This window comes from Streptomyces sp. JLBT605 (assembly GCF_058215555.1).
Genome location: NZ_CM177087.1, coordinates 5,208,418 through 5,233,423 on the forward strand (window position 1 = coordinate 5,208,418; position 25,006 = coordinate 5,233,423).

A 25,006-nucleotide genomic window follows, 5' to 3' on the forward strand; every position below is an offset into this window, starting at 1 on the left:
CGCGGGCTCAGCCTCGAGGCTCGGCTGCCGCGGTCGGCCCGGCCGGGTCGATCTCGCGCAGCAGGCCCGTGTGCACATCGAAGACGAAGCCTCGCACATCGTCCCTGTGCAGCAGGAACGGGGAGGTACGCACCCGCTGCATCGACTGGCGCACGTCCTTGTCGAGGTCCTTGAACGCCTCCACCGCCCACGACGGCCGCTGGCCCACCTCGGCCTCCAGCTCGTGCCGGAAGTCCTCGGTCAGGTTCAGCAGGCCGCAGCCGGTGTGGTGGATGAGCACCACGCTGCGGGTGCCCAGCGCTCGCTGGCTGATGGTGAGGGAGCGGATGACGTCGTCGGTGACGACGCCGCCCGCGTTGCGGATGGTGTGGCAGTCGCCGAGCCGGAGGCCCAGCGCGGCATGCAGGTCGAGACGGGCGTCCATACAGGCGACGACGGCGACGCGCAGCACGGGGCGGGCGTCCATCCCGGGGTCGTGGAAGTCGCTGGAGTAACGGGCGTTGGCTTCGACGAGACGGTCCGTGACCGTGCCTCCCGGACGGGACACGCTGTCGGCGGACTGGGGCAGCGGCTGAGGCGCGGATATCGACATGGTTACGAAGGTATGCGGAGCTGCGTCGATGTGTCGCCTGTGAGGTCGGGCAAACGCGGGCACATCACACCTCGGGAGCATCATGTGAGCTAACCCACACGGGTGAGATCCGGTGTGTCGCGCCGGCGGTCGGGCTGGTCCGGCGCGGCCATGAGACGCGCTGGCCAGTTGGTTGACCGAAGGGACGAGTGGACTAAAGTGACGCGAAGTGGGAGGCGCGACGCTCCCCCTGGATCCCGAAAAATGCCACGTGCGCGGTGCGTACGTACCTCTCGGCCTCCTCCCGCTCCCGGCCGCCTGACGTCACTTCCCCGGCGCCAGAAGGCCACTTCCCCTTCGAGCGGGTGGGGACCTGGCGGTGCGTGCCGCCGCGCCGGACCTCCCAGAAGGGCGCATGAGCAGCAACGCTCTCCACGTTCCCGTCATGCTCCAGCGCTGCCTGGACATGCTCGCTCCCGCCCTCGCCGAGCCCGGTGCGGTCGTCGTCGACTGCACCCTCGGCCTCGGCGGACACAGTGAGGCGCTGCTGAAGAGCTTCCCCGCCGCCCGGCTGGTGGCGCTCGACCGCGACCCGGCCGCCCTGAAGCTCTCCGCGGAGCGCCTGGCGCCGTATCGAGATCGCGCCACCTTGGTCCACGCGGTCTACGACGAGCTCCCCGACGTCCTCGACCGGCTCGGGCTGCCCCGGGTCCAGGGCGTCCTCTTCGACCTCGGCGTCTCCTCCATGCAGCTGGACGAGGCCGACCGCGGCTTCGCCTACGCCCAGGACGCGCCGCTGGACATGCGGATGGACCAGACGACCGGCATCAGCGCCGCCGAGGTGCTGAACACCTACCCGCCCGGCGAACTCGTCCGCATCCTGCGCACCTACGGCGAGGAGAAGTTCGCCCGGAAGATCGTGGACGCGGTGGTCCGGGAGCGGGAGAAGGAGCCGTTCAGCAACAGCGCCCGGCTCGTGGAGCTGATCCGCGACGCGCTGCCGCAGGCCGCCAAGCGCACCGGGGGCAATCCGGCCAAGCGCACCTTCCAGGCCCTGCGGATCGAGGTGAACGGCGAGCTCAGCGTGTTGGAGCAGGCCATCCCGGCCGCGGTGGGAAGGCTCGCCGTCGGCGGCCGGATCGCCGTCCTGTCCTACCACTCGCTGGAGGACCGCCTGGTCAAGCAGGTGTTCGCGGCCGGCGCCGCGAACACCGCGCCGCCCGGCCTGCCGGTCGTCCCCGAGCAGTACCAGCCGCGGCTGAAGCTGCTGACGCGCGGCGCCGAGCTGCCCACCGAGGAGGAGGTCGCGGAGAACCGCCGCGCCGCCCCCGCCCGGCTGCGCGGCGCCCAGCGCATCCGCGAGGACGTCCGGTGATCCGGCGCGGCCCCCGAGGCTCGGCGCGGCACCGGCCGCAGCCGTACAGCCCGGAGCCGTGCAGCCCGCGGCCGCGCGTCGCCGGGAGCGTCCTCGGGAGCGACGCCGGCCAGGGGTCGGAATGAGGGGCTCCGGGGGGTCGGGGGCGGCCCGTCGGACGCCCTTCGTACTGCTGGTCGTGGTGTTGCTGAGCTCCGGGCTGATCAGCCTGCTGGTGCTCAATTCCGCGCTCAACCAGGGATCCTTCGAGCTGGAAAGACTGGAGAAGCGGACCAGCGAGCTGGGCGACGAACGCCAGGCCCTCCAGCAGGAGGTGGACGAGCTCTCCGCTCCGGACGCGCTGGAGCGGCGCGCCCGCGAGCTGGGCCTGGTCCCCGGCGGCACCCCGGTCTTCCTCGGCCCGGACGGCACCGTCCACGGCGTGCCCGGCGCCGCCGACTCCTCCACCGTCCTGCGCGCCCCCCGCTCCGGGCCGGCGCCGCTCGCCCCGCTCGCCCCCGCGAGGCCCGCCGCTCCCGACCCTCGGTAGGTGACGCCGCATGACCACCCCACGAGACCCGCGGCGCCGCGTGCCGGGCCCCTCCCGCCCGCGCGGCGAGTCGGCAGGGCGCTCCGCCGCCCGGCCGAAGGACGCCGCCGCCCGGCCCCGCCCGGCCGCCCGGCAAGGCTCCCGCCCCGGCCCCCGCCCCGCGCGCCCCGGCGGATCCGGCCGGGCGCCCCAGCCCTTTCGGCTGGGCAGCCCGCGCCCCCGGCTGCGGCTGGTCAGCCTGCTGCTGACCCTGGTGATGGCGGCCTTCGTCATCCGGCTGCTCCAGGTGCAGGCCGTGGACGCCGACACCTACTCGGCCAAGGCCAACGTCAACCGCTACGTCCCGGTCACCCTCGCCGCCGAGCGCGGCACCATCACCGACCGGTCCGGGATCGACCTGGCCACCACCGTGGACGCCTACGACATCACCGCCGCCCCCGACCTGCTCACCCGCCGCACCACCGGCACCGGTGACGCGCCCCGGCAGGCCGCCGCGCTGCTCGCCCCGATCCTGGGCGCAAGCGAGGCGGAGCTGGAGAAGAAGCTCACCGCCAACCCCGAATCCAAGTACGTCGTGCTGGCGCGGCAGCAGTCCCCGCAGGTCTGGAACCAGATCAAGGACCTGAAGAAGGCGCTGGCCGACAAGGCCGAGCAGACCGAGGGCGTGAACGTCCTGGCCGGGGTCAACCGCGAGCCGCACAGCAGGCGCGTCTACCCCAACGGCGACCTCGCCGCGGGCGTGCTGGGCTTCGTCAACACCGAGGGCAAGGGCGCCGGAGGCATCGAGCAGCAGCTGGACACGGAGCTCGCCGGCCAGGACGGCAAGCGCGTGTACGCCCAGTCCGGCGGCCGCCAGGTGCCCACCGCCGACGCCGACGAGCACGCCGCGGTGCCCGGCTCGGACGTCGAGCTGACCATCGACCGGGACATCCAGTGGGCCGCCCAGCGGGCCATCAGCGAGCAGGTCAGCCGGTCCAAGGCGGACCGCGGCTACGTCGTCGTCCAGGACACCCGCACCGGCGAGATCCTCGCCCTGGCCAACGCCCCCGGCTTCGACCCGGGCGACGTCTCCGGCGCCGACGCCGCGGCCCTGGGCAACGCCGCGCTCGGCGACGCCTACGAGCCGGGCAGCGTCAGCAAGGTGATGTCGATGGCCGCCGTGCTGGAGGAGGGCGCCGCGCGCTGGGACACCCACGTGGAGGTCCCCAACCGGCTGCCCCGGGCCGACCGCGCCTTCGCCGACGACATCGACCACGCCACCTGGTACCTCACGCTCAACGGCGTGCTCGCCAAGTCCAGCAACATCGGCACGATCCTCGCCACCGAGCAGCTGGGCAAGACCCAGTCGCAGGCCAACCGGGTCCTCTACTCCTACCTGCGGAAATTCGGGATCGGCCAGCGCACCGGGCTCGGCTTCCCCGGCGAGACCCCGGGCATCCTGGCCAAACCGGAGGACTGGAGCGCCTCGCAGCAGTACACCATCCCGTTCGGCCAGGGGCTCTCCCTCAACGCCGTCCAGGCGGCCTCGGTCTACTCCACCATCGCCAACGGCGGTGAGCGCGTCGCGCCCTCGCTGGTGCGCGGCACCCAGGGGCCGGACGGCCGCTTCACCCCCGCTCCCGCCCCCAAGCGCACCCGGGTGGTGAGCGAGAAGACCGCGAGGACCCTGGCCGCCATGCTGGAGTCGGTGGTGGACGACCGCGAGGGCACCGGAAACCGGGCGAAGATCCCCGGCTACCGCGTCGCGGGCAAGACCGGCACGTCCAACCGGGTGGATCCCAAGACCGGCAGGTACCACGGATACACGGCCTCCTTCGCCGGTTTCGCCCCCGCCGACCAGCCCCGCGTCACCGTCTACTGCGCCGTGCAGAATCCGACCAGCGGGAGCTACTTCGGCGGCCAGGTCTGCGGCCCGGTGTACAAGCAGGTCATGGAATTCGCGCTGAAGACGATGGGCGTCCCGCCCTCCGGCAAATCCTCCGCCCGACTGCCGGTGAGCTACTCCCCGGGCGGCTGAGCACACCACCGTGACGACCATCACCCCCGGTCCCGGGAATCGCCGCCCATTTCGCGGCGAGGCGGGTACGCCCGGTACGCTCACCGCCGTGCCACAAGCTGATCAGTCCCAAACCTCCCAGAAGGACATTCCCGCGGTTCCCCCGGGAGCGCCCCGTCCTGACCAGGCCCGCTCCACCCCGCTCGCGGAGCTGGCCGATCAGCTGGGCATCGAGGCCCCGGAGGGGAAGCCGGTCACCGGCATCACCCACGACTCCCGGGCGGTACGGCCCGGCGACCTGTACGCCGCGCTGCCCGGCGCCCGCGTGCACGGCGCCGACTTCGCCGCCCAGGCCGCCGACCTCGGAGCCGTGGGCGTCCTGACCGACCCGGCGGGCGCCGAGCGTGCCGCCGCCACCGGGCTGCCGGTCCTGGCCGTGCCGGACCCCCGGGCCCGGATGGGCCGGCTGGCCGCCACCATCTACGGCGATCCGGGCTCCGACCTGCTCCAGATCGGCATCACCGGTACCTCGGGCAAGACCACCACCGCCTACCTCGTCGAGGGCGGCCTGCGGGCCGCCGCGGCGCGACAGGGCGACGGCGGGCTGACCGGCCTGATCGGGACGGTCGAGTCGCGGATCGGTGACGAGCGCGTCAAGTCCGAGCGCACCACCCCCGAGGCCACCGACCTCCAGGCGCTCTTCGCCGTGATGCGCGAGCGCCGGGTGCGCTCGGTGGTGATGGAGGTCTCCAGCCACGCCCTGGTGCTGGGCCGGGTCGACGGCTGCGTCTTCGACGTCGCGGTCTTCAACAACCTCAGCCCGGAACACATGGAGTTCCACACCGGCATGGAGGACTACTTCCAGGCCAAGGCCAGGCTCTTCACCACCGCGCGCAGCCGCGCCGGCGTGGTGAACTACGACGACGAGTACGGCAAGCGCCTGGCGCGGGAGTCCGAGGTCCCGGTCACCACCTTCTCCGCCGAGGGCCACCCGGACGCCGACTGGCGCGCCACCGACGTCGAGGTCGGGGCGCTCGGCTCGACCTTCGTCGCACGCGGCCCCGGCGGCGTGGCCGTGCGGGCCGCGTCCCCGATCCCCGGCCCGTTCAACGTCGCCAACGCGCTCGCCGCCATCACCGCCCTCGTCGTCGCCGGGATCGACCCGCAGACCGCCGCCGACGGTGTCGCGGCCGTCCCCGGGGTGCCCGGCCGACTGGAGCGCGTGGACGCCGGACAGCCGTACCTGGCGGTCGTGGACTACGCCCACAAGACCGACGCCGTCGAATCGGTGCTGCGCGCCCTGCGCAAGGTCACCAAGGGCAGGCTGCACGCCGTGCTCGGCTGCGGCGGCGACCGCGACCCGCACAAGCGCGCCCCGATGGGCGCCGCGGTCGCGCGCTTCGCCGACACCGCCGTGCTGACCTCCGACAACCCGCGCTCCGAGGACCCGCTGGCCATCCTGGCGACCATGCTCGCCGGCGCCGCCGAGGTGCCCGCCCACGAGCGCGGCGAGGTGCTGGTGGACGCCGACCGCGCCGCCGCCATCGCCGCCGCCGTGGCCCGCGCCGAGCCCGGCGACACCGTCCTGGTCGCGGGCAAGGGCCATGAGCAGGGCCAGGACATCGCCGGAGTGGTGCGTCCCTTCGACGACCGCGAGGTGCTGCGCCAGGCCATCGAACGCTCCAGGGCCGCCACCCCGGGCGCCGCCGGGGACCCGCACGACGCCCCCGCCTCGTTCCGCCCCTCTTCATCCGTTTCCCCCTCCTCGCACCACCACGACCAGGGATGACAGACCGACATGCGCGCACCAGCCTCCAACAGGAAGCTTTTCGGTACCCCCGGAGGTGACCAGTGATCGCACTGTCCCTCGCCGAGATCACCGCGATCGTCGGTGGACAGCCGCACGACATACCGGACGGGGACCAGCCGGTCACCGGCCCGGTCGTCATCGACTCCCGTGAGGTGCGGCCCGGCGCCCTCTTCGCGGCCTTCGCCGGCAGCTCGGTCGACGGCCACGACTTCGCGACGCGCGCCGTCGCGGCGGGCGCGGTGGCGGTCCTGGCCACCCGCCCCCTCGGCGTCCCGGCGATCGTCGTGGACGACGTCGAGCGGGCCCTGGGCGCGCTGGCCCGGGCCGTGGTCGAGCGGCTGGGCACCACGGTCGTCGCCCTCACCGGCTCTTCCGGCAAGACCAGCACCAAGGACCTGATCGCGCAGGTGATCCAGCACCACGCGCCGACGGTGTGGACCCCCGGCTCGCTCAACAACGAGATCGGCCTGCCCCTCACCGCGCTCAGCGCGGACGAGAACACCCGCCACCTCGTGCTGGAGATGGGCGCCCGCGGCGTGGGCCACATCCGCTACCTCACCAGCCTCACCCCGCCGCGGATCGGCCTGGTCCTCAACGTCGGCACCGCGCACCTGGGAGAGTTCGGCGGCCGCGAGCAGATCGCCGAGGCCAAGGGCGAACTCGTCGAGGACCTGCCCGCCGCCGAGGCCGGCGGAGTGGCCGTGCTCAACGCGGACGACCCGCTGGTCCGCGCCATGAGCAGCCGCACCAAGGCCCGTACCGTGCTGTTCGGCGAGGCCGAGGACGCGGATGTGCGCGCCGAGAATGTCCGGCTCACTACGGAAGGTCAGCCCGCCTTCACGCTTCACACCCCCACCGGGTGCAGCGACGTGACCTTGCGCCTGTACGGTGAGCACCACGTGTCGAACGCGCTCGCCGCGGCCGCCGTCGCCCATGAGTTGGGCATGTCCGCGCAGGAGATCGCCGTGGCGCTCTCCGAGGCCGGGCAGCTCTCCCGCTGGCGTATGGAGGTCACCGAGCGCGCGGACGGCGTGACGGTCGTCAACGACGCCTACAACGCGAACCCCGAGTCCATGCGAGCCGCGCTGCGTGCGCTGGCCGCGATGGGCAAGGCCAGGCAGGCACAGGGTGGGCGTACGTGGGCGGTGCTGGGCCAGATGGCCGAGCTCGGCGAGGAGTCACTCGCCGAGCACGACGCGGTCGGGCGGCTGGCCGTCCGGCTCAACGTCAGCAAGCTCGTGGCGGTCGGCGGCCAGGAGGCCGCCTGGCTCGACATGGGCGCCAAGAACGAGGGTTCGTGGGGTGAGGAGTCGGTGCACGTGTCCGACGTGCGGGCGGCGGTCGACCTGTTGCGCAGTGAGCTGCGTCCGGGGGACGTCGTGCTGGTGAAGGCGTCCAGGTCGGTGGGCCTGGAGCGGATCGCGCTGGAGCTGCTGGACAGCGCGGGCGAGGGTGAGGTCGCCGGCCGATGGGCATGAGGCAGATCCTCTTCTCCGGAGCCATCGGGCTCTTTCTCACGCTGATCGGCACCCCGCTGCTGATCAAGCTGCTGGCCCGCAAGGGCTACGGGCAGTTCATCCGCGACGACGGCCCGCGTACCCACGGCAGCAAGAAGGGCACGCCCACCATGGGCGGCATCGCCTTCATCCTGGCCACGATCATCGCGTACGCCCTGACGAAGGTGATCACCTCCAGCGACCCGACCTTCTCCGGTGTCCTGGTGCTCTTCCTCTTCGCGGGCATGGGCCTGGTCGGCTTCCTCGACGACTACATCAAGATCGTCAAGCAGCGGAGCCTGGGTCTGCGCGCCAAGGCGAAGATGGCCGGCCAGCTGATCGTCGGCATCGCCTTCGCGATCCTGTCGCTGAACTTCGCGGACGCCCGCAACCAGACGCCGGCCTCCGACAAGCTCTCCTTCACCCAGGACTTCGGCTGGCAGATCGGCCCGGTGATCTTCGCGATCTGGGCGCTGTTCATGATCCTGGCGATGTCCAACGGCGTGAACCTCACCGACGGTCTGGACGGTCTGGCCACCGGTGCCTCGGTGATGGTCTTCGGCGCCTACACCTTCATCGGTGTCTGGCAGTACCAGGAGTCCTGCGCCAACCAGCCCACCGCGTACCAGGCCTGCTTCGAGGTCCGGGACCCGCTCGACCTCGCCGTCGTCGCGTCCGCGCTGATGGGCTCCTGCTTCGGCTTCCTGTGGTGGAACACCTCCCCGGCCAAGATCTTCATGGGTGACACCGGATCGCTCGCCCTCGGCGGCGCGCTGGCGGGTCTGGCGATCTGCTCCCGCACCGAGATGCTGCTGGCCATCCTCGGCGGCCTCTTCGTGCTGATCACCCTCTCCGTGATCATCCAGGTCGGATCGTTCCGCCTGACCGGCCGACGGGTCTTCCGGATGGCGCCACTCCAGCACCACTTCGAGCTGAAGGGCTGGAGCGAAGTCCTGGTCGTGGTCAGGTTCTGGATCATCCAGGGCATGTGCGTCATCGTGGGACTGGGCATCTTCTACGCGAGCTGGCGGGCCAACAAGTGAGCGAGCAGGGGACACCGGACTTCACCGGCAAGCGCGTCACGGTCGCCGGACTCGGCGTCTCCGGGGTCCCCGCAGCCCGCGTGCTGCGGGGCCTGGGCGCCGAGGTCACCGTCGTCAACGGCAGCGACGGGCCACGCGAACGCGCCCAGGCGGCCGAGCTGGAGCCGCTCGGGGTCACCGTGCGGCTGGGCGACGCCTCGCTGCCCGAGGGCACCGAGCTGGTCGTCACCACCCCCGGCTGGAAGCCGTCCAGCCCGATCTTCGCCGCCGCCGAGCAGGCCGGGGTCCCGGTCTGGGGCGACGTGGAGCTGGCCTGGCGGCTGCGCGGACCGGACGCGGCGCCCTGGCTCGCGATCACCGGCACCAACGGCAAGACGACCACCGTCCGCATGCTGGCGTCCATCCTCGAGGCCGCCGGACTGCGCACCGCGGCCGTCGGCAACATCGGCGTCTCGCTGCTGGACATCGTCACCGGCGACGAGCAGTACGACGTGCTGGCCGTGGAGCTCTCCAGCTACCAGCTGCACTGGGCGCCCTCGGTCCGCGCGCACTCCGCCGCGGTCCTCAACCTGGCCCCCGACCACCTCGACTGGCACGGCTCGATGACCGCGTACGCCGCCGACAAGGGCCGGATCTACGAGGGCAACCGGATCGCCTGCGTCTACAACGCCGCCGACCCGGCCACCGAGAACCTGGTGCGGGAGGCCGACGTCGAGGAGGGCTGCCGCGCCATCGGCTTCACCCTCGGCACCCCGGGCCTGTCCGAACTCGGCGTCGTGGACGGCATCCTCGTCGACCGGGCCTTCGTGGCCAACCGGCGCGAGCAGGCCCAGGAGCTCGCCGAGGTCAGCGACATCGCCGCGTCTTCCCGGACGGCCCCCGGGGCCCCCGGGCCGGCGCCGCACAACATCGCCAACGCCCTGGCCGCCGCCGCCCTGGCCCGCGCCTTCGGCGTGGAGCCCGCGGCGGTGCGCGAGGGGCTGCGGGCCTTCCGCCCGGACGCCCACCGCATCGCGCACGTCGCCGACGTCGACGGCGTCGCCTACGTGAACGACTCCAAGGCCACCAACACCCATGCCGCCGAGGCGTCGTTGGCGGCGTACGAGCCGATCGTGTGGATCGCCGGCGGCCTCGCCAAGGGCGCCACCTTCGACGGCCTGGTCACCGCGGCCGCGGGGCGGTTGCGCGGCGTCGTGCTGATCGGGGCCGACCGCGCCCTGATCCGCGAAGCGCTGGCGCGACACGCCCCGGATGTCCCGGTCGTCGACCTCGACCGGACCGACACTGGAGCGATGGCGGCGGCGGTCCGGGAGGCCGCGCGGCTCGCCGAACCGGGGGACACGGTCCTGCTGGCCCCGGCCTGCGCCTCGATGGACATGTTCGTCAACTACACCGTGCGGGGTGACGCCTTCGCCGCGGCCGTTGCCGAGCTGGCCGGCGGCGCCCACGGCGCGGACGACGGACCGAACGAGCATTGACCCGCCGGTCCGCCGCGAGGACCGCTCGCGCGGGCTGTACGGAGGGATGCGAGATGACTCATGACGAGTCCGCGGCATCGCGGCCCCGGGCGGCCCGCCCCGCGGTGGACCGGGGCCGCCCGCCGGAGCCCGCCCAGGCCCGCTTCGGCGTACGCGCGCTGCTGTCCGGGCTGAGCCGGCCGCGAGGACACCGGCCGCGCGCCGGCCTGGCGGGCGGTGGCTTCGCCGCCCCGGTGCGCGGCGGCTTCCTCGCCCCTGCGGGCGGTGGCGTCCTTCCCCCCGTGGCGCACCCTGGCCCCCCGGGTCTCGCCCTGCGGGAGCGCTCGGTGGCCCGTACCGGGCGCCCGGGGCGCACCGTCGGCCCGGTGCGCCGCGGCGGCGGCGCGTCCGGCGGGCCGCGAGCCCCGCGCGGCGGCGCCTCCGGCGGGCCGCGGCAGCTGCTGGCCAGGGCCCGGCGGGCCTGGGACCGGCCGCTCACCGCCTACTACGTGATCCTCGGCGGCAGCCTCCTGATCATCGTGCTGGGCCTGGTGATGGTCTACTCCGCCTCCCAGATCAAGGCGCTGCAATCCGGCCTCGCCCCCTCCTACTTCTTCCGCAAGCAGCTGCTGGCGGCCGTCCTCGGCGGCGCCCTGATGCTGTTCGCCGCGCGCACCCCGATCAAGCTGCACCGCGCCTTCGCCTATCCGCTGCTCGCCGTCTCCGTCTTCCTGATGTGCCTGGTCCAGGTGCCGGGGATAGGAGTGGCGGTCAACGGCAACCGGAACTGGATCTCCTTCGGCGGCCCCTTCCTGCTGCAGCCGAGCGAGTTCGGCAAGCTGGCGCTGGTGCTGTGGGGCGCGGACCTGCTGGCCCGCAAGCACGAGAAGCGGCTGCTCACCCAGTGGAAGCACCTGCTGATCCCGCTGGTGCCCGCCACCTTCGTCCTGCTCACCCTGATCATGCTGGGCGGCGACATGGGCACCGCCATCATCCTGACCGCGATCCTCTTCGGGGTGCTGTGGCTGGCCGGCGCGCCCACCCGGCTCTTCGTCGGCGTGCTCGGCTGCGCCGCGTTCATCGGCGTCCTGCTGATCAAGACCAGCGCAAACCGGATGTCCCGGCTGGCCTGCCTGGGGGCCACCGAGCCCGGCGACGGCGATCAGTGCTGGCAGGCGGTGCACGGCATCTACGCCCTGGCCAACGGCGGATGGTTCGGATCCGGCCTCGGGGCCAGCATGGAGAAATGGGGCGAACTCCCTGAACCACACACCGACTTCATCTTCGCCATTACCGGGGAGGAACTCGGCCTCGCGGGGACACTGTCGGTGCTCGCCCTCTTCGCGGCTCTAGGCTATGCGGGTATCCGCGTGGCCGGACGCACGGAGGACCCCTTCGTGAGGTATGCCGCGGGAGGCGTGACCTGCTGGATCACGGCCCAGGCCGTGGTCAACATCGGTGCGGTGCTCGGTCTGCTGCCGATCGCCGGCGTCCCGCTCCCGCTGTTCTCCTACGGAGGGTCCGCCCTGCTGCCGACCATGTTCGCCATCGGGCTGCTGATCGCCTTCGCGCGAGCGGAACCCGGTGCCCGAGCGGCCTTGGCCATGCGGCAGCCTGTGTTCGGTAAGAAGCGGGCTGGGCTGAGATGGAAGACGATGAGACGGCGCGGCGACAAGCGGCCGTCCGGAGAGCGGTGAATTTCGGTGCATGTCGTACTCGCCGGTGGGGGGACCGCCGGCCACATCGAGCCCGCGCTCGCCCTCGCGGACGCCCTGCGGAGGCAGGACCCGACCGTGGGGATCACGGCGCTCGGCACGGAGCGGGGTCTTGAGACCCGGCTCGTACCCGAGCGGGGGTACGAACTCGGGCTGATCCCGGCCGTCCCGCTGCCGCGCAAGCCCACCCCTGAGCTGATCACCGTCCCCGGGCGGCTGCGCGGCACCATCAAGGCCGCCGAGCAGATCCTGGAGCGCACCAAGGCCGACTGCGTCGTCGGCTTCGGTGGCTATGTGGCCCTGCCCGGCTATCTGGCGGCGAAGCGGCTCGGGGTGCCGATCGTGGTCCACGAGGCGAACGCCCGGCCCGGCCTGGCCAACAAGATCGGCTCCCGCTACGCCAAGTTCGTCGCGGTCAGCACCCCGGACAGCAAGCTGCGCAACGCCCACTACGTCGGCATCCCGCTGCGCCGCTCCATCGCCACCCTCGACCGGGCCGCGGTGCGCCCCGAGGCCCGCGCCGCCTTCGGGCTCGACCCCAACCTGCCCACGCTGCTGGTCTCCGGCGGCTCGCAGGGCGCTCGCCGGCTCAATGAGGTGGTGCAGACGGTCGCGCCCTTCCTCCAGCGCTCCGGGATCCAGATCCTGCACGCGGTCGGCCCCAAGAACGAGCTGCCGCCCGTGGACAACATGCCCGGAATGCCGCCGTACATCCCGGTATCGTATGTGGACCGGATGGACCTCGCGTACGCCGCGGCCGACATGATGCTCTGCCGCGCGGGTGCGATGACCGTCGCCGAACTCTCCGCCGTCGGGCTGCCCGCCGCCTACGTCCCGCTGCCCATCGGCAACGGCGAACAGCGGCTGAACGCCCAGCCGGTCGTCAAGGCCGGCGGCGGTCTGCTGGTCGACGACGCCGAGCTCAGCCCCGAGTGGGTGCAGTCCCAGGTGCTCCCGGTGCTCAGCGACCCGCACCGGCTGTACGAGATGTCGCGGCGCGCCGCGGAGTTCGGCCGCAGGGACGCCGACGAGCTGCTGGTCGGCATGGTGTACGAGGCGATCGCCCAGCGCCGCCAGGCGTGACCGGGCAGGTGCGCCGCCAGGTGTGAGGCCGCGGGCCCGGGGAGGTCAACCCCCGGGCATTCGGCCGGAAGGAGTGGGGCAGCGTGGCCGGACCGACGACCGCCAAGCGCGGTGACCGACCGGCGCCGTCGTCCGGCCCGGCGCCCCGGACCCTCCGGGCGCGCCGCCGGCTGCGATTGCCCGGCCGCCGCACCCTGCTGCTGCTCCTGGTGGCCGCCGCCCTGCTCGGCGGGGGCGGTACCTGGCTGTTCTACGGCTCGAGCTGGCTTCGGGCCGAGCGGGTGAACATCACCGGAACCGAGGTCCTGACCCCCGGCGAGGTACGGAAGGCGGCGGCGGCTCCGCTGGACTCCCCGATGGTCTCGGTGGACACCGGCGCGATCGAGCACAGGCTCCTTGCGCGGCTGCCGAGGATCGCGGCGGTGAAGGTGGCCCGTTCCTGGCCGCACACCATCCGCGTCGAGGTGACCGAACGGAAGCCGGTGGCCATTCTCCGCACCGGCGGGAAGTTCACCGAAGTCGACAAGTCCGGTGTCCGGTTCGCCACCGTCGCCGAGGCCCCGAAAGACGTTCCGCTGCTCGAATTGGGCATCGAGCGATCGGCGAGTTCCCGCCGATTCGGCGCCGACCGGTTGCGCCGTGAAGGAGTGCGGGTCGCGACCGCGCTTCCCGCGCGCGTCCACCAGGACACCCGCCGGATCCGGGTAAACTCCTACGACTCCATCACCGTGGTGCTGACCGGCGACCGTACGGTGATGTGGGGCAGCGGGGAGCGCGGCGCCGCAAAGGCCCGGGCGCTGACCGCGCTGATGAAAGCGGTGCCCCAGGCGGGTCACTTCGACGTCAGTGCGCCGAGTGCCCCCGCCGCGTCCGGTAGTTGACGTAGATGTGGACGGACATCCCGGCAGGCCAGCACCCTGGTTGGCTACCCCTAGGGGTGATCACATAGGGTGAAAAGAAAAACGGGAGGTTCGGCGTGTTCATTGAACGCGCCCGGCTTGTCGACTTAGTGTCCTGTTCCAAGAACCCAGGGAACAGCAGCACTAGTAACCCTAAACTTCACCTTTAGGGTTGGGCCGGCCAAGAGGACCGCCCCATTCGGCATCAGTCGGCGCACCGCAGCAACTGCGGAGTGGCGACACGTAAATCGAGGCGAGAGGCCTTCGACGTGGCAGCACCGCAGAACTACCTCGCAGTCATCAAGGTCGTCGGCATCGGCGGCGGTGGCGTGAACGCCATCAACCGGATGATCGAGGTCGGGCTCAAGGGCGTCGAGTTCATCGCGATCAACACCGATGCGCAGGCCCTGCTGATGAGCGACGCCGACGTCAAGCTCGACGTCGGCCGGGAGCTCACCCGCGGTCTCGGCGCCGGCGCCAACCCCGACGTCGGCCGGAAGGCCGCGGAGGACCACCGCGAGGAGATCGAGGAGGTCCTCAAGGGGGCCGACATGGTCTTCGTGACGGCGGGCGAGGGCGGTGGCACGGGCACCGGTGGCGCGCCCGTCGTCGCCAACATCGCGCGGTCGCTCGGCGCTCTGACGATCGGTGTGGTCACCCGCCCGTTCACCTTCGAGGGACGCCGCCGGGCGAACCAGGCGGAGGACGGCATCGCGCAGCTGCGCGACGAGGTCGACACCCTCATCGTGATCCCGAACGACCGACTGCTGTCCATCTCGGACCGACAGGTGAGCGTGCTCGACGCGTTCAAGTCCGCGGACCAGGTGCTGCTGTCGGGTGTCCAGGGCATCACCGACCTGATCACCACCCCCGGCCTGATCAACCTGGACTTCGCCGACGTCAAGTCCGTGATGTCCGAGGCGGGCTCGGCCCTGATGGGCATCGGCTCGGCGCGTGGCGACGACCGCGCGGTGGCGGCGGCCGAGATGGCCATCTCCTCGCCGCTGCTGGAGGCGTCCATCGACGGCGCCCGCGGCGTCCTGCTCTCCATCTCCGGCGGCAGCGACCTCGGTCTCTTCGAGATCAACGAGGCCGCCCAGCTGGTGAGCGAGGCCGCGCACCCCGAGGCGAACATCATCTTCGGTGCCGTCATCGACGACGCGCTCGGCGACGAGGTCCGGGTCACCGTCATCGCGGCCGGCTTCGACGGCGGCCAGCCGCCGGCCAAGTCCCGCGACAAGGGGATCGGTTCGTACAGCCGGGACGACTCCGCCGGCGGCTCCGCGGCCCGCTCGGCCGCCCCGGCCGAGCCCAGCCGGCCGTCCTTCGGCGGACTGGGCAGCGTCACCCAACGGGAGGAGGAGCCGGTTCCGGACACTTCGCCGGTCGCCGACGTCCCGCCCGCGTCCTACTCCGGCGCGTCCTCCGCCCCGGTCAGCACGCCGCAGGTCCCGCCGGCCCGTCCCTACCAGGACAGCCAGGCCGAGGAGCTGGACGTGCCGGACTTCCTGAAGTAAGTACCGCCTGAAGTGATAGGGCAACAGCACCGAGCGAGCGGCGCGCACTTCGCTTTCACCGACCGGTGGGGCGGGGTGAGCGCCGCTCCGTACGCGGAGCTCAACCTCGGCGGCGCGGTCGGCGACGACCCCGCGGTGGTCCGGACCAACCGGGAGCTCGCCGCCAAGGCGCTCGGCCTGGATCCGGCGGCGGTGGTCTGGATGAACCAGGTGCACGGCCGGGACGTCGCCATCGTCGACGGCCCGTGGCCAGCAGACCTCGCGCCGGAAGAGGTGCCCGGCGTGGACGCGGTGGTGACCAACCGCCCAGGGCTCGCCCTCGCCGTGCTCACCGCCGACTGCACTCCGGTGCTGCTGGCCGACCCGGTCGCCGGAGTCGCCGGCGCGGCGCACGCCGGCCGGCCGGGCCTGGTGGCCGGAGTCATCCCCGCGGTGGTGGAGGCGATGCTGACACTCGGCGCCGAACCGTCCCGGATCGTCGCGCACACCGGACCCTCGATCTGCGGCCGCTGTTACGAAGTACCCGAGGCGATGCGGGACGCGGTCGCCGAGGCGGTCCCCGCGGCCCGGTCCCGTACCAGCTGGCAGACCCCGGCGGTGGATGTGGCGGCCGGGGTCATCGCCCAACTCGCCGCGTTCGGTGTGAGAATCGCGGGACGGTCTCCCGTCTGCACGCTCGAATCGGCGGACCACTTCTCTTACCGGCGCGACCGCACCACGGGGCGGCTCGCGAGCTATGTCTGGGTCGGGGGCCCTGGGGGAGCTGAGCTGTGACCGATCGCAAGGCGGAACTGGCCGCGAACCTGGCCCGGGTAGAGGAACGTATCTCTGCCGCCTGCGCCGCCGCCGGCCGGAAGCGCGAGGAGGTGACCCTGATCGTGGTCACCAAGACCTACCCCGCCAGTGACGTCCGGCTGCTGGCGGAGCTGGGTGTGCGGCAGGTCGCGGAGAACCGCGATCAGGACGCGGCGCCCAAGGCCGCCGAATGCGCCGATCTGTCCCTTGCTTGGCATTTCGTCGGCCAATTGCAGACAAACAAAGTGCGTTCGGTGGCGAGTTATGCCGATATCGTGCAATCAGTCGACAGACGGCGGCTGGTTGACGCGCTGTCCACCGCGGCGGTGCGGGCCGGGCGCGAGCTGGGCTGTCTCATCCAGGTCGCGTTCGACGCCGGATCGGGTGAGGGTGCCGGGCGCGGTGGAGTCCCGCCGGAGCGGGTGGCCGAACTGGCGGACGCCGTGGCCGAAGCCCAAGGTCTGCGCCTGGAGGGGCTGATGACCGTCGCTCCGCTCGCCGGCCCGTACGCGGGCAGACCGCGAGCGTCCTTCGACCGGCTGATGGAAATCTCAACCGGCCTGCGCGCGAACCATCCTGCTGCGAACATGGTCTCGGCAGGGATGAGTGCGGACCTCGAGGACGCCGTGGCGGCGGGAGCGACACATGTGCGTGTAGGCACCGCGGTACTCGGAGTCCGACCCCGGCTCCGGTAACGTCGCCAAGAAGTCGGACCACAGTAGAAAATATGGTCATTCCCGCGAAAAGGCGGGCAGACCGCGTGGATCCACGGTATCCGGTGGCGGAGCCGATCCACCACAGAGCGGAGGACGCAGAGAATGGCCGGCGCGATGCGCAAGATGGCGGTCTACCTCGGCCTCGTGGAGGACGATGGGTACGACGGCCGGGGGTTCGACCCCGACGACGAGTTCGAGCCCGAACCGGAGCCCGAGCGCAGGCGGCACCAAGCACCGCCGGAGCCTCGCTCGGAAAGGGACGAATCGGTTCGAGTCGCCCTTCCGCCCGCCCAGCGTGAACCCGCTCCGCTCGTAACGGAAAGCGGACGTTCTGGGTCCCTCCTTGCCGAAGGAGGGCGAGGGGGAAGAATCGCCCCCGTGGCGTCCATCACACCTGACCGCCAGAATCTGGAGAAGAACGCACCGGTGATCATGCCCAAGGTTGTGTCCGAGCGTGAGCCTTACCGCATCACGACACTGCACCCCCGGACCTACAACGAAGCCCGTACCATCGGGGAACACTTCCGTGAGGGCACTCCGGTGATCATGAATCTGACGGAGATGGACGACACCGACGCGAAGCGACTTGTCGACTTTGCCGCCGGTCTGGTCTTCGGTCTCCACGGGAGTATTGAGCGGGTGACACAGAAGGTGTTCCTGTTGTCTCCTGCTAACGTCGATGTCACGGCGGAGGACAAGGCCCGTATCGCTGAGGGCGGGTTCTTCAACCAAAGCTGAGACGCAACAGCGGTAGCACCGAGCAGATCCGGCCGCGAGGCCGAGGTACGAGCAAGGGGAGAGGGAAGCGCGGGATGGACATCGCACTCCAGGTGATCTACATCGCGCTGTATTGCTTCCTGATCGTGCTGATCTTCCGGCTGGTCATGGACTACGTCTTCCAGTTCGCCCGGTCGTGGCAACCCGGGAAGGCGATGGTGGTCATCCTTGAGGCCGCCTACACTGTCACCGATCCGCCGCTCAAGCTGCTGCGGCGGTTCATCCCGCCGCTGCGTCTCGGGGGCGTGGCGCTCGACCTGTCCTTCTTCGTACTGATGATCATCGTCTACATCCTGATCACCGTCGTGAGCAACGTTGCGAGCAGCGTGTGAACGATACGGTCTTGCAATTGCCGACGACTACGTTGAGGTGAAGAAGAGATGCCATTGACCCCCGAGGACGTGCGGAACAAGCAGTTCACGACCGTCCGCCTCCGTGAAGGCTATGACGAGGACGAGGTCGATGCCTTCCTCGACGAGGTCGAGGCCGAGCTGACCCGGCTGCTGCGCGAGAACGAGGACCTGCGGGCGAAGCTGGCCGCCGCGACTCGTGCCGCCGCGCAGAACCAGCAGCAGGGCATGCGTAAACCTCCCGAGCCACAAGATCGACCGGGCGCTCCGGTGCCCGCTGCCATATCGGGCCCGCAGCCGGTGCCCCCGCAGCAGCAGCAGATGGGCGGTCCGCCCCAACTGCCCGGCGGTGCACCCCAGCTGCCTCCCGGCCCTGGTGGCCACGGCCCGCAGGGCCCGCACGGTCCCGGCCCGATGGGCGGCCCGCTCGGTCCCGGCCCTATGGGCCAGCAGGGTCCGATGGGCGGTCCCGGCCCGCAGCTCCCGCAGCCCGGTCAGGGCCCCGGTGGCGACAGCGCCGCCCGGGTGCTCTCGCTGGCGCAGCAGACCGCCGACCAGGCGATCGCGGAGGCCCGCTCCGAGGCCAACAAGATCGTCGGCGAGGCCCGCAGCCGCGCCGAGGGCCTGGAGCGCGACGCCCGCGCCAAGGCGGACGCGCTGGAGCGGGACGCGCAGGAGAAGCACCGCGTCGCGATGGGCTCCCTGGAGTCCGCCCGCGCCACGCTGGAGCGCAAGGTCGAGGACCTGCGCGGCTTCGAGCGCGAGTACCGCACCCGCCTGAAGTCGTACCTGGAGAGCCAGCTGCGTCAGCTGGAGAACCAGGCCGACGACTCGCTGGCTCCGCCGCGGACCACGGCCGCTCCCTCGCTGCCGCCGTCCCCGTCGATGGCCTCGGCCGCCGCGGGCCCGATGAGCGGGGGCCACACCATGGGCGGAAACCAGACCATGGGCGGCCACAACCAGGCCGGCGGTGCGCCGTCCTACGGTGGCCAGCAGCAGATGTCCCCGGCGATGACCCAGCCGATGGCACCGGTGCGGCCGCAGGGCCCGCAGCCGATGCAGCAGGCGCCGAGCCCGATGCGGGGCTTTCTGATCGACGAGGACGACAACTGATCGCGCGGTTCGCGCGGAGCGCGTAGCCGTCGGCAGGCAGAACGGGCCGGGCCCCGGGAGGATTCTCCTCCCGGGGCCCGGCCCGTTTGCGCTGCGCCTTGGACGGCGGCCGTTTCTTTGTTCCCCGCCCCGCCCCGTCCCGTACGGGGGCTGGCCCCCGTACCCCCAGTCCTCAATCGCCGGACGGGCTTGAACACCTGCCCGGACGGGCTGGATCTTTCAGCCCCTCCGGCGATTGAGGAGCGGGGTCTGGGGCGGAGCCCCAGTTCGGGACGGGGGCACCCCCGGACGGAGTCCCGCGGGGTTACGCCTTGCGGAGGCGGAAGGCGAGAGCCAGCCCCTCGTCCACGAACTCCTCACCGTAGGAGTCGTCCGCCTCGCCGTCCGCCAGGTCCACCGCCAGCACCTCGTCCGCGATCAGCGACGCGTGCTCGGCCACGGCCTCCGCCGTCTCCGCATCGGTGGCGCGCCAGCGCAGCGCGATCCGGTCGGCTACGTCCAGCCCGCTGTTCTTCCGGGCCTCCTGGATGAGCCGGATCGCGTCGCGGGCCACGCCCGCGCGCCGCAGCTCCGGGGTGATCTCCAGGTCCAGCGCCACGGTGGCGCCCGCGTCGGAGGCGACCGACCAGCCTTCCCGCGGGGTCTCGGTGATGATCACCTCGTCGGGGGAGAGGGCCACCGGCTCACCGTCGACCGGCACCGAAGCGGTGCCCTCGCGCAGCGCGAGCGACAGCGCGGCCGCGTCCGCCTCCGCGATCGCCTTGGCCACCGCCTGCACTCCCTTGCCGAACCGCTTGCCCAGCGCCCGGAAGTTGGCCTTCGCGGTGGTGTCGACCAGCGATCCGCCGACCTCGGAGAGCGACGCCAGCGAGGTGACGTTCAGCTCCTCGGTGATCTGGCTGTGCAGCTCGGGGGAGAGCGTCTCGAAACCGGCCGCGGCGACCAGGGCGCGGGACAGCGGCTGCCGGGTCTTGACCCCGGACTCGGCGCGGCTCGCACGGCCCAGCTCGACCAGGCGCCGGACCAGCACCATCTGCTGGGAGAGCGCCGGGTCGATCAGCGTCCGGTCGGCGGTCGGCCAGCTCGACAGGTGCACCGACTCCGGGGCGTCCGGGGTCACCGGGACGACCAGGTCCTGCCAGACCCGCTCGGTGATGAAGGGGACCAGCGGCGCCATGAGCCGGGTGACCGTCTCGACGCACTCGTGCAGCGTGCGCAGCGCGGCCGCGTCACCCTGCCAGAACCGGCGGCGCGAGCGGCGCACGTACCAGTTGGACAGGTCGTCCACGAACGCCGACAGCAGCTTTCCGGCCCGCTGGGTGTCGTAGGCCTCCAGGGCCTGGGTGGTCTGTTCGACCAGGGTGTTCAGCTCGCCCAGCAGCCAGCGGTCCAGTAGCGGCCGGTCGGCCGGGGCCGGGTCGGCCTCGCTGGGCGCCCAGCCGGAGGTGCGCGCGTACAGCGCCTGGAAGGCGACGGTGTTCCAGTAGGTCAGCAGGGTCTTGCGGACGACCTCCTGGATGGTGCCGTGGCCCACCCGGCGGGCCGCCCACGGCGAGCCGCCGGCCGCCATGAACCAGCGCACCGCGTCCGCGCCGTGCTGGTCCATGAGCGGGATCGGCTGGAGGATGTTCCCCAGGTGCTTGGACATCTTCCGGCCGTCCTCGGCGAGGATGTGGCCCAGGCAGACGACGTTCTCGTAGCTCGACTTGTCGAAGACGAGGGTGCCGACCGCCATCAGCGTGTAGAACCACCCGCGGGTCTGGTCGATGGCCTCGGAGATGAACTGCGCCGGGTAGCGCTTCTCGAAGATCTCCTTGTTCTTGTAGGGGTACCCCCACTGCGCGAACGGCATCGAGCCCGAGTCGTACCAGGCGTCGATCACCTCCGGCACGCGCACCGCCGTCAGCTCGCAGCCCTCGGCGGGGCAGGTGAAGGTGACGTGGTCGATGAACGGGCGGTGCGGGTCGAGCCTGGACTGGTCGCTGCCGGTCAGCTCGGAGAGCTCGGCCAGCGAGCCGACGCAGGTGAGGTGGGCCTCCTCGCAGCGCCAGATCGGCAGCGGCGTGCCCCAGTAGCGGTTGCGGGAGAGCGCCCAGTCGATGTTGTTGCTGAGCCAGTCACCGAACCGGCCGTGCTTGACCGACTCGGGGAACCAGTTGGTCTTCTCGTTCTCCCGCAGCAGCGCGTCCTTGACCGCGGTGGTGCGGATGTACCAGGACGGCTGGGCGTAGTAGAGCAGCGCGGTGTGGCAGCGCCAGCAGTGCGGGTAGCTGTGCTCGTAGGCGACGTGGCGGAAGAGCAGGCCACGGGCCTGGAGGTCGGCGGTGAGCGCCTCGTCGGCCTTCTTGAAGAACTGGCCGCCGACCAGTGCGACGTCCTCGGCGAAGGTGCCGTCCGGGCGCACCGGGTTGATCACCGGCAGGCCGTAGGCGCGGCAGGTCCTCAGGTCGTCCTCACCGAAGGCGGGTGCCTGGTGCACCAGACCGGTGCCGTCCTCGGTGGTGACGTACTCGGCGTTGACGACGAAGTGCGCGTCCTCGATCGCGACCAGCGAGAAGGGGCGGTCGTAGGTCCAGCGCTCCATCTCACGGCCGGTGAAGGACTGGCCGGTGGGCTCCCAGCCCTCACCGAGCGCCTTGGAGAGAAGCTGCTCGGCGACGACCACCTTCTCCTCGCCGTCGGTCGCGACGACGTAGCGGACATCGGGGTGGGCGGCGACGGCGGTGTTGGACACCAGGGTCCAGGGGGTCGTCGTCCACACCAGCAGGGACGCCTCGCCCGCCAGCGGGCCGGAGGTGAGCGGGAAGCGGACGAAGACCGACGGGTCCACCACGGTCTCGTAGCCCTGGGCCAGCTCGTGGTCGGACAGCCCGGTACCGCAGCGCGGGCACCAGGGGGCGACCCGGTGGTCCTGGACCAGCAGGCCCTTGTTGAAGATCTCCTTCAGCGACCACCACACCGACTCGATGTACTCGGGGTTCATCGTCCGGTAGGCGTCGTCGAGGTCGACCCAGTAGCCCATCCGGGTGGTGAGCTCGGTGAACGCGTCGGTGTGCCGGGTCACCGACTCACGGCACTTCGCGTTGAACTCCGCGATCCCGTACGCCTCGATGTCCTTCTTGCCGCTGAAGCCGAGCTCCTTCTCCACCGCCAGCTCGACCGGCAGGCCGTGGCAGTCCCAGCCCGCCTTGCGGCCGACGTGGTAGCCCTGCATGGTGCGGAAGCGCGGGAAGACGTCCTTGAAGACCCGGGCCTCGATGTGGTGGGCACCGGGCATGCCGTTGGCGGTCGGCGGGCCCTCGTAGAAGACCCACTCGGGCCGTCCCTCGGACTGGTCCAGGCTGCGGGCGAAGATCTTGTTGTCCCGCCAGAAATCGAGCACGGCGTGCTCGAGGGCGGGCAGGTCGACCTGGGCGGGCACCTGGCGGTACTGCGGCTGCGGACTCATCGGGGTCGTCCTCCGGCGGACACGTCGTTTCCGTTCCGTCGGAGGGACGAGAGCTGCGCGCTCCCGCGGTACCACCCTCCTTGACCGCGAGCGGTCTCGCTCCCGGCCCCCTCATTGGGGTCGCGAAGCCGGCTCTACTCGCCCTCGGCGGCCCCAGCGGAGCGGGCCCCATGGATCGGGCTTTCTTCCGGCAGCTCCGGGGTGATCCTTCACATCGCGCTCGCCCCCGGGCTCGCACCGTCCCCGGGTCGCTCATGGCTGCGTACGACGTTACTCGTCCCCATCCACGCCTTTCGCTGCTCCCCCGGGCTCTCGTCTTCGCTCGAGCTGGGGGCGCCCCCACAGTGTAAGGGCCCGGGCCGGGTGTGGCCGCCTGGTTTTCCCGCCGGCCCGGGCGGGCGGACCGACCGGACTCCTCCGCTCGGCCGACCGGAGGAGTGGGCGTGCCCCGCCCCGCCGGCACCCGGGCGAGGGGCCCGGCGTGGCGTCCGGCGGATTATCGGGCGGGACGTGGGGCACAACGGATGAGACCGCTTTCTCGTACGAGCAAGCCGGGCGAATCGGGCGGCGTGCCCCGTTGCCGCGTGCTCGGAGTCGATTTATCGTTCCGGGACGATTCGCGCGCAAGATCACAATATGTGAAGGGGCCGCGGCCATGGTGGCCAAGAAGACCGTGCCGGCCGGGAAGGCCGAGACGAAGAGCGCACCGGGCAAGAAGGCCGTACCGGCGAAGACGGCCACGGCCAAGGCCGCCGCGGACGACGGCACCGCGAAGACGAACGCCGAGACGAACGCCGAGACGGCCGCGAAGACGACCGCGAAGACGACCGCGCGGAAGACCACCCGGAAGGCCGCGGCGGAGACGACGGCCGCGAAGAAGACCGCATCGGCGAATGCGAAGAAGACCGCGTCGGCGAAGAAGACGAGCCCGAGGAAGACGGTCTCGAGTAACTCGAAGAAGACGGCCCCGAGGAAGACGGTCCCCCAGAAGTCCACAGCCACCAAGCCCGCACCGGCGAAGAAGGCGGTGCCCGCGGAGAAGACGGGAGCCAGGACATTGGCGCTGAAGAAGACACCGGGTGGCGCGCTGCCGGCCGGCGGGGCCCCCGCCCCGGCGGCGGACGCGGTTCCGAACGCGGTTCCCAAGGCGCGCGGCGGAGCCGACCCCGGCGAGCTGGCGGTCCGCCCCGGGGAGGACCCCTGGACCTCCGAGGAGGTGGCCGCGGCCCGCAGCGAACTGCACGACGACGCGGAGCGGCTGCGCGGCGAGATCCTCGCCTCCGAGGCGGCGATCACCCGGCTGATGCGCGACTCCGGGGACGGCGCGGGCGACGACGAGGCGGACACCGGCTCCAAGAACATCACCCGGGAACACGAGCTGGCGCTGGCGACCATCGCCCGCGAACGGCTGCAACAGACCGAGCGGGCCCTGGATCGTCTGGACGCCGGGACGTACGGACTGTGCGAGAGCTGCGGCAAGCCCATCGGCAAGGCCCGGACGCAGGCGTTTCCGCGCGCGACCCTGTGCGTGGAGTGCAAGCAACGCCAGGAGCGCCGCTGACCACTCGTACGAGTGTGCCGTAACCTCGTCCTCAGCCAGGCGGGCGCTTGGCGCCGGACGGATACGTTGAGGGACTCACGTGACAGAGGCGGAGCAGGCCATCGGTACGCCAGACGCGGACAGCGGCGACGAGGCCGGAGCGACGGCGGGCGCCGAGCCCACGGGCGCCGGGCAGCCGGAGACCACGGACGGCCGTGGCAGGCGCCGGATCGGCACGCTGCTCGGGGTGGCCGCCTTCGCCTACCTGCTCGACCTGGTCAGCAAGCTGCTCGTCGTCGCTCACCTGGAGCACCACGCGCCGGTCGAGGTGTTCGGCAGCTGGCTGCAGCTCGAGGTGATCCGCAACCGGGGCGCGGCCTTCGGCGTCGGCGAGGCGATGACCATCGTCTTCACGGTGATCGCCGCGGCGGTGATCGTGGTGATCGCGCGGATCGCCCGCAAGCTGTACAGCCTGCCGTGGGCCATCGCGCTGGGCATGCTGCTCGGCGGCGCCTTCGGCAACCTCACCGACCGCCTCTTCCGGGCCCCCGGCGGGCTGCAGGGCGCGGTGGTGGACTTCGTCGCGCCGGCGCACTTCGCGGTGTTCAACCTCGCGGACTCCGCCATCGTCTGCGGCGGCTTCCTGATCGTGATCCTTTCCTTCCGCGGCCTCGACCCGGACGGGACCGTCCACCACGACTGACCGTGCACCACGACTGACCGTGCACCACGGCTGACCGTGCACCACGGCTGATCGCGTGACCGGGCTCACGACT

General features: G+C 71.7%; 20 protein-coding genes. 18 read left to right on the forward strand and 2 right to left on the reverse strand.

Going from position 1 to position 25,006, the window contains the following annotated elements; translation table 11 throughout:
• Positions 1 to 7: 7 nt before the first annotated feature.
• Complete coding sequence (locus tag AC4BDD_RS22730) at positions 8 to 592, reverse strand: beta-class carbonic anhydrase (RefSeq protein WP_490687303.1); 585 nt, start codon at positions 590 to 592, stop codon at positions 8 to 10.
• Between the two features lie 394 nt (positions 593 to 986).
• On the opposite strand from AC4BDD_RS22730, the gene rsmH reads away from it, so the two are divergent.
• From rsmH to AC4BDD_RS22810, 16 genes are all read left to right on the forward strand, one after another.
• Positions 987 to 1,946, forward strand: coding sequence for a 16S rRNA (cytosine(1402)-N(4))-methyltransferase RsmH (gene rsmH, locus AC4BDD_RS22735; protein WP_490687304.1), 960 nt, complete (start codon positions 987 to 989; stop codon positions 1,944 to 1,946).
• Positions 1,947 to 2,067: 121 nt separating this feature from the next.
• On the forward strand, positions 2,068 to 2,475 hold the full coding sequence (ftsL, locus tag AC4BDD_RS22740) for a cell division protein FtsL (protein WP_490687305.1): 408 nt from the start codon (positions 2,068 to 2,070) through the stop codon (positions 2,473 to 2,475).
• A gap of 10 nt (positions 2,476 to 2,485) precedes the next feature.
• Positions 2,486 to 4,492: a peptidoglycan D,D-transpeptidase FtsI family protein gene (locus AC4BDD_RS22745; RefSeq protein WP_490687306.1), complete on the forward strand. Its 2,007-nt coding sequence runs from the start codon at positions 2,486 to 2,488 to the stop codon at positions 4,490 to 4,492.
• Positions 4,493 to 4,502: 10 nt separating this feature from the next.
• A complete protein-coding gene (locus AC4BDD_RS22750; protein WP_490687307.1) occupies positions 4,503 to 6,260 on the forward strand; it encodes a UDP-N-acetylmuramoyl-L-alanyl-D-glutamate--2,6-diaminopimelate ligase in 1,758 nt (585 codons plus the stop codon).
• Between the two features lie 62 nt (positions 6,261 to 6,322).
• The gene (locus AC4BDD_RS22755; RefSeq protein ID WP_490687308.1) at positions 6,323 to 7,759 is read left to right on the forward strand and encodes a UDP-N-acetylmuramoyl-tripeptide--D-alanyl-D-alanine ligase; all 1,437 of its coding nucleotides are present in this window, start codon (positions 6,323 to 6,325) and stop codon (positions 7,757 to 7,759) included.
• Entirely contained in the window at positions 7,756 to 8,820 is a 1,065-nt protein-coding gene (gene mraY / locus AC4BDD_RS22760) for a phospho-N-acetylmuramoyl-pentapeptide-transferase (protein WP_490691901.1), read from the forward strand. Before AC4BDD_RS22755 ends, mraY begins: the two co-directional genes overlap by 4 nt.
• Positions 8,817 to 10,298, forward strand: coding sequence for a UDP-N-acetylmuramoyl-L-alanine--D-glutamate ligase (gene murD, locus AC4BDD_RS22765; protein ID WP_490687309.1), 1,482 nt, complete (start codon positions 8,817 to 8,819; stop codon positions 10,296 to 10,298). The genes mraY and murD overlap by 4 nt, the downstream gene beginning before the upstream one ends.
• Before the next feature lie 53 nt (positions 10,299 to 10,351).
• Positions 10,352 to 11,974: a putative lipid II flippase FtsW gene (gene ftsW, locus AC4BDD_RS22770; protein WP_490687310.1), complete on the forward strand. Its 1,623-nt coding sequence runs from the start codon at positions 10,352 to 10,354 to the stop codon at positions 11,972 to 11,974.
• Between the two features lie 6 nt (positions 11,975 to 11,980).
• Entirely contained in the window at positions 11,981 to 13,075 is a 1,095-nt protein-coding gene (murG, locus tag AC4BDD_RS22775; protein WP_490687311.1) for an undecaprenyldiphospho-muramoylpentapeptide beta-N-acetylglucosaminyltransferase, read from the forward strand.
• Between the two features lie 83 nt (positions 13,076 to 13,158).
• Positions 13,159 to 13,956 carry a cell division protein FtsQ/DivIB gene (locus AC4BDD_RS22780; protein WP_490687312.1) on the forward strand — a complete coding sequence of 266 codons (798 nt, stop codon included), beginning with the start codon at positions 13,159 to 13,161 and terminating at the stop codon, positions 13,954 to 13,956.
• A 287-nt stretch (positions 13,957 to 14,243) separates the two neighbouring features.
• Positions 14,244 to 15,491, forward strand: coding sequence for a cell division protein FtsZ (gene ftsZ / locus AC4BDD_RS22785; RefSeq protein WP_490687313.1), 1,248 nt, complete (start codon positions 14,244 to 14,246; stop codon positions 15,489 to 15,491).
• Between the two features lie 12 nt (positions 15,492 to 15,503).
• Entirely contained in the window at positions 15,504 to 16,265 is a 762-nt protein-coding gene (gene pgeF, locus AC4BDD_RS22790; protein ID WP_490687314.1) for a peptidoglycan editing factor PgeF, read from the forward strand.
• Positions 16,262 to 16,981, forward strand: coding sequence for a YggS family pyridoxal phosphate-dependent enzyme (locus AC4BDD_RS22795; protein ID WP_490687315.1), 720 nt, complete (start codon positions 16,262 to 16,264; stop codon positions 16,979 to 16,981). Before pgeF ends, AC4BDD_RS22795 begins: the two co-directional genes overlap by 4 nt.
• Before the next feature lie 123 nt (positions 16,982 to 17,104).
• Positions 17,105 to 17,740 carry a cell division protein SepF gene (locus AC4BDD_RS22800; protein ID WP_490687316.1) on the forward strand — a complete coding sequence of 212 codons (636 nt, stop codon included), beginning with the start codon at positions 17,105 to 17,107 and terminating at the stop codon, positions 17,738 to 17,740.
• A gap of 74 nt (positions 17,741 to 17,814) precedes the next feature.
• Positions 17,815 to 18,111, forward strand: a complete 297-nt coding sequence (locus tag AC4BDD_RS22805) for a YggT family protein (RefSeq protein WP_490687317.1) — start codon at positions 17,815 to 17,817, stop codon at positions 18,109 to 18,111.
• Between the two features lie 48 nt (positions 18,112 to 18,159).
• Positions 18,160 to 19,242: a DivIVA domain-containing protein gene (locus tag AC4BDD_RS22810; RefSeq protein WP_490687318.1), complete on the forward strand. Its 1,083-nt coding sequence runs from the start codon at positions 18,160 to 18,162 to the stop codon at positions 19,240 to 19,242.
• Positions 19,243 to 19,546: 304 nt separating this feature from the next.
• Here the strand turns inward: AC4BDD_RS22810 and ileS are convergent, their stop codons facing one another.
• A complete protein-coding gene (ileS, locus tag AC4BDD_RS22815; protein ID WP_490687319.1) occupies positions 19,547 to 22,690 on the reverse strand; it encodes an isoleucine--tRNA ligase in 3,144 nt (1,047 codons plus the stop codon).
• Positions 22,691 to 23,345: 655 nt separating this feature from the next.
• Here ileS and AC4BDD_RS22820 point away from each other — a divergent pair.
• Both AC4BDD_RS22820 and AC4BDD_RS22825 read left to right on the forward strand, forming a co-directional pair.
• Positions 23,346 to 24,251: a TraR/DksA family transcriptional regulator gene (locus AC4BDD_RS22820; protein WP_490687320.1), complete on the forward strand. Its 906-nt coding sequence runs from the start codon at positions 23,346 to 23,348 to the stop codon at positions 24,249 to 24,251.
• A gap of 79 nt (positions 24,252 to 24,330) precedes the next feature.
• The gene (locus tag AC4BDD_RS22825; RefSeq protein WP_490687321.1) at positions 24,331 to 24,933 is read left to right on the forward strand and encodes a signal peptidase II; all 603 of its coding nucleotides are present in this window, start codon (positions 24,331 to 24,333) and stop codon (positions 24,931 to 24,933) included.
• The last annotated feature ends 73 nt before the right edge of the window (positions 24,934 to 25,006 follow it).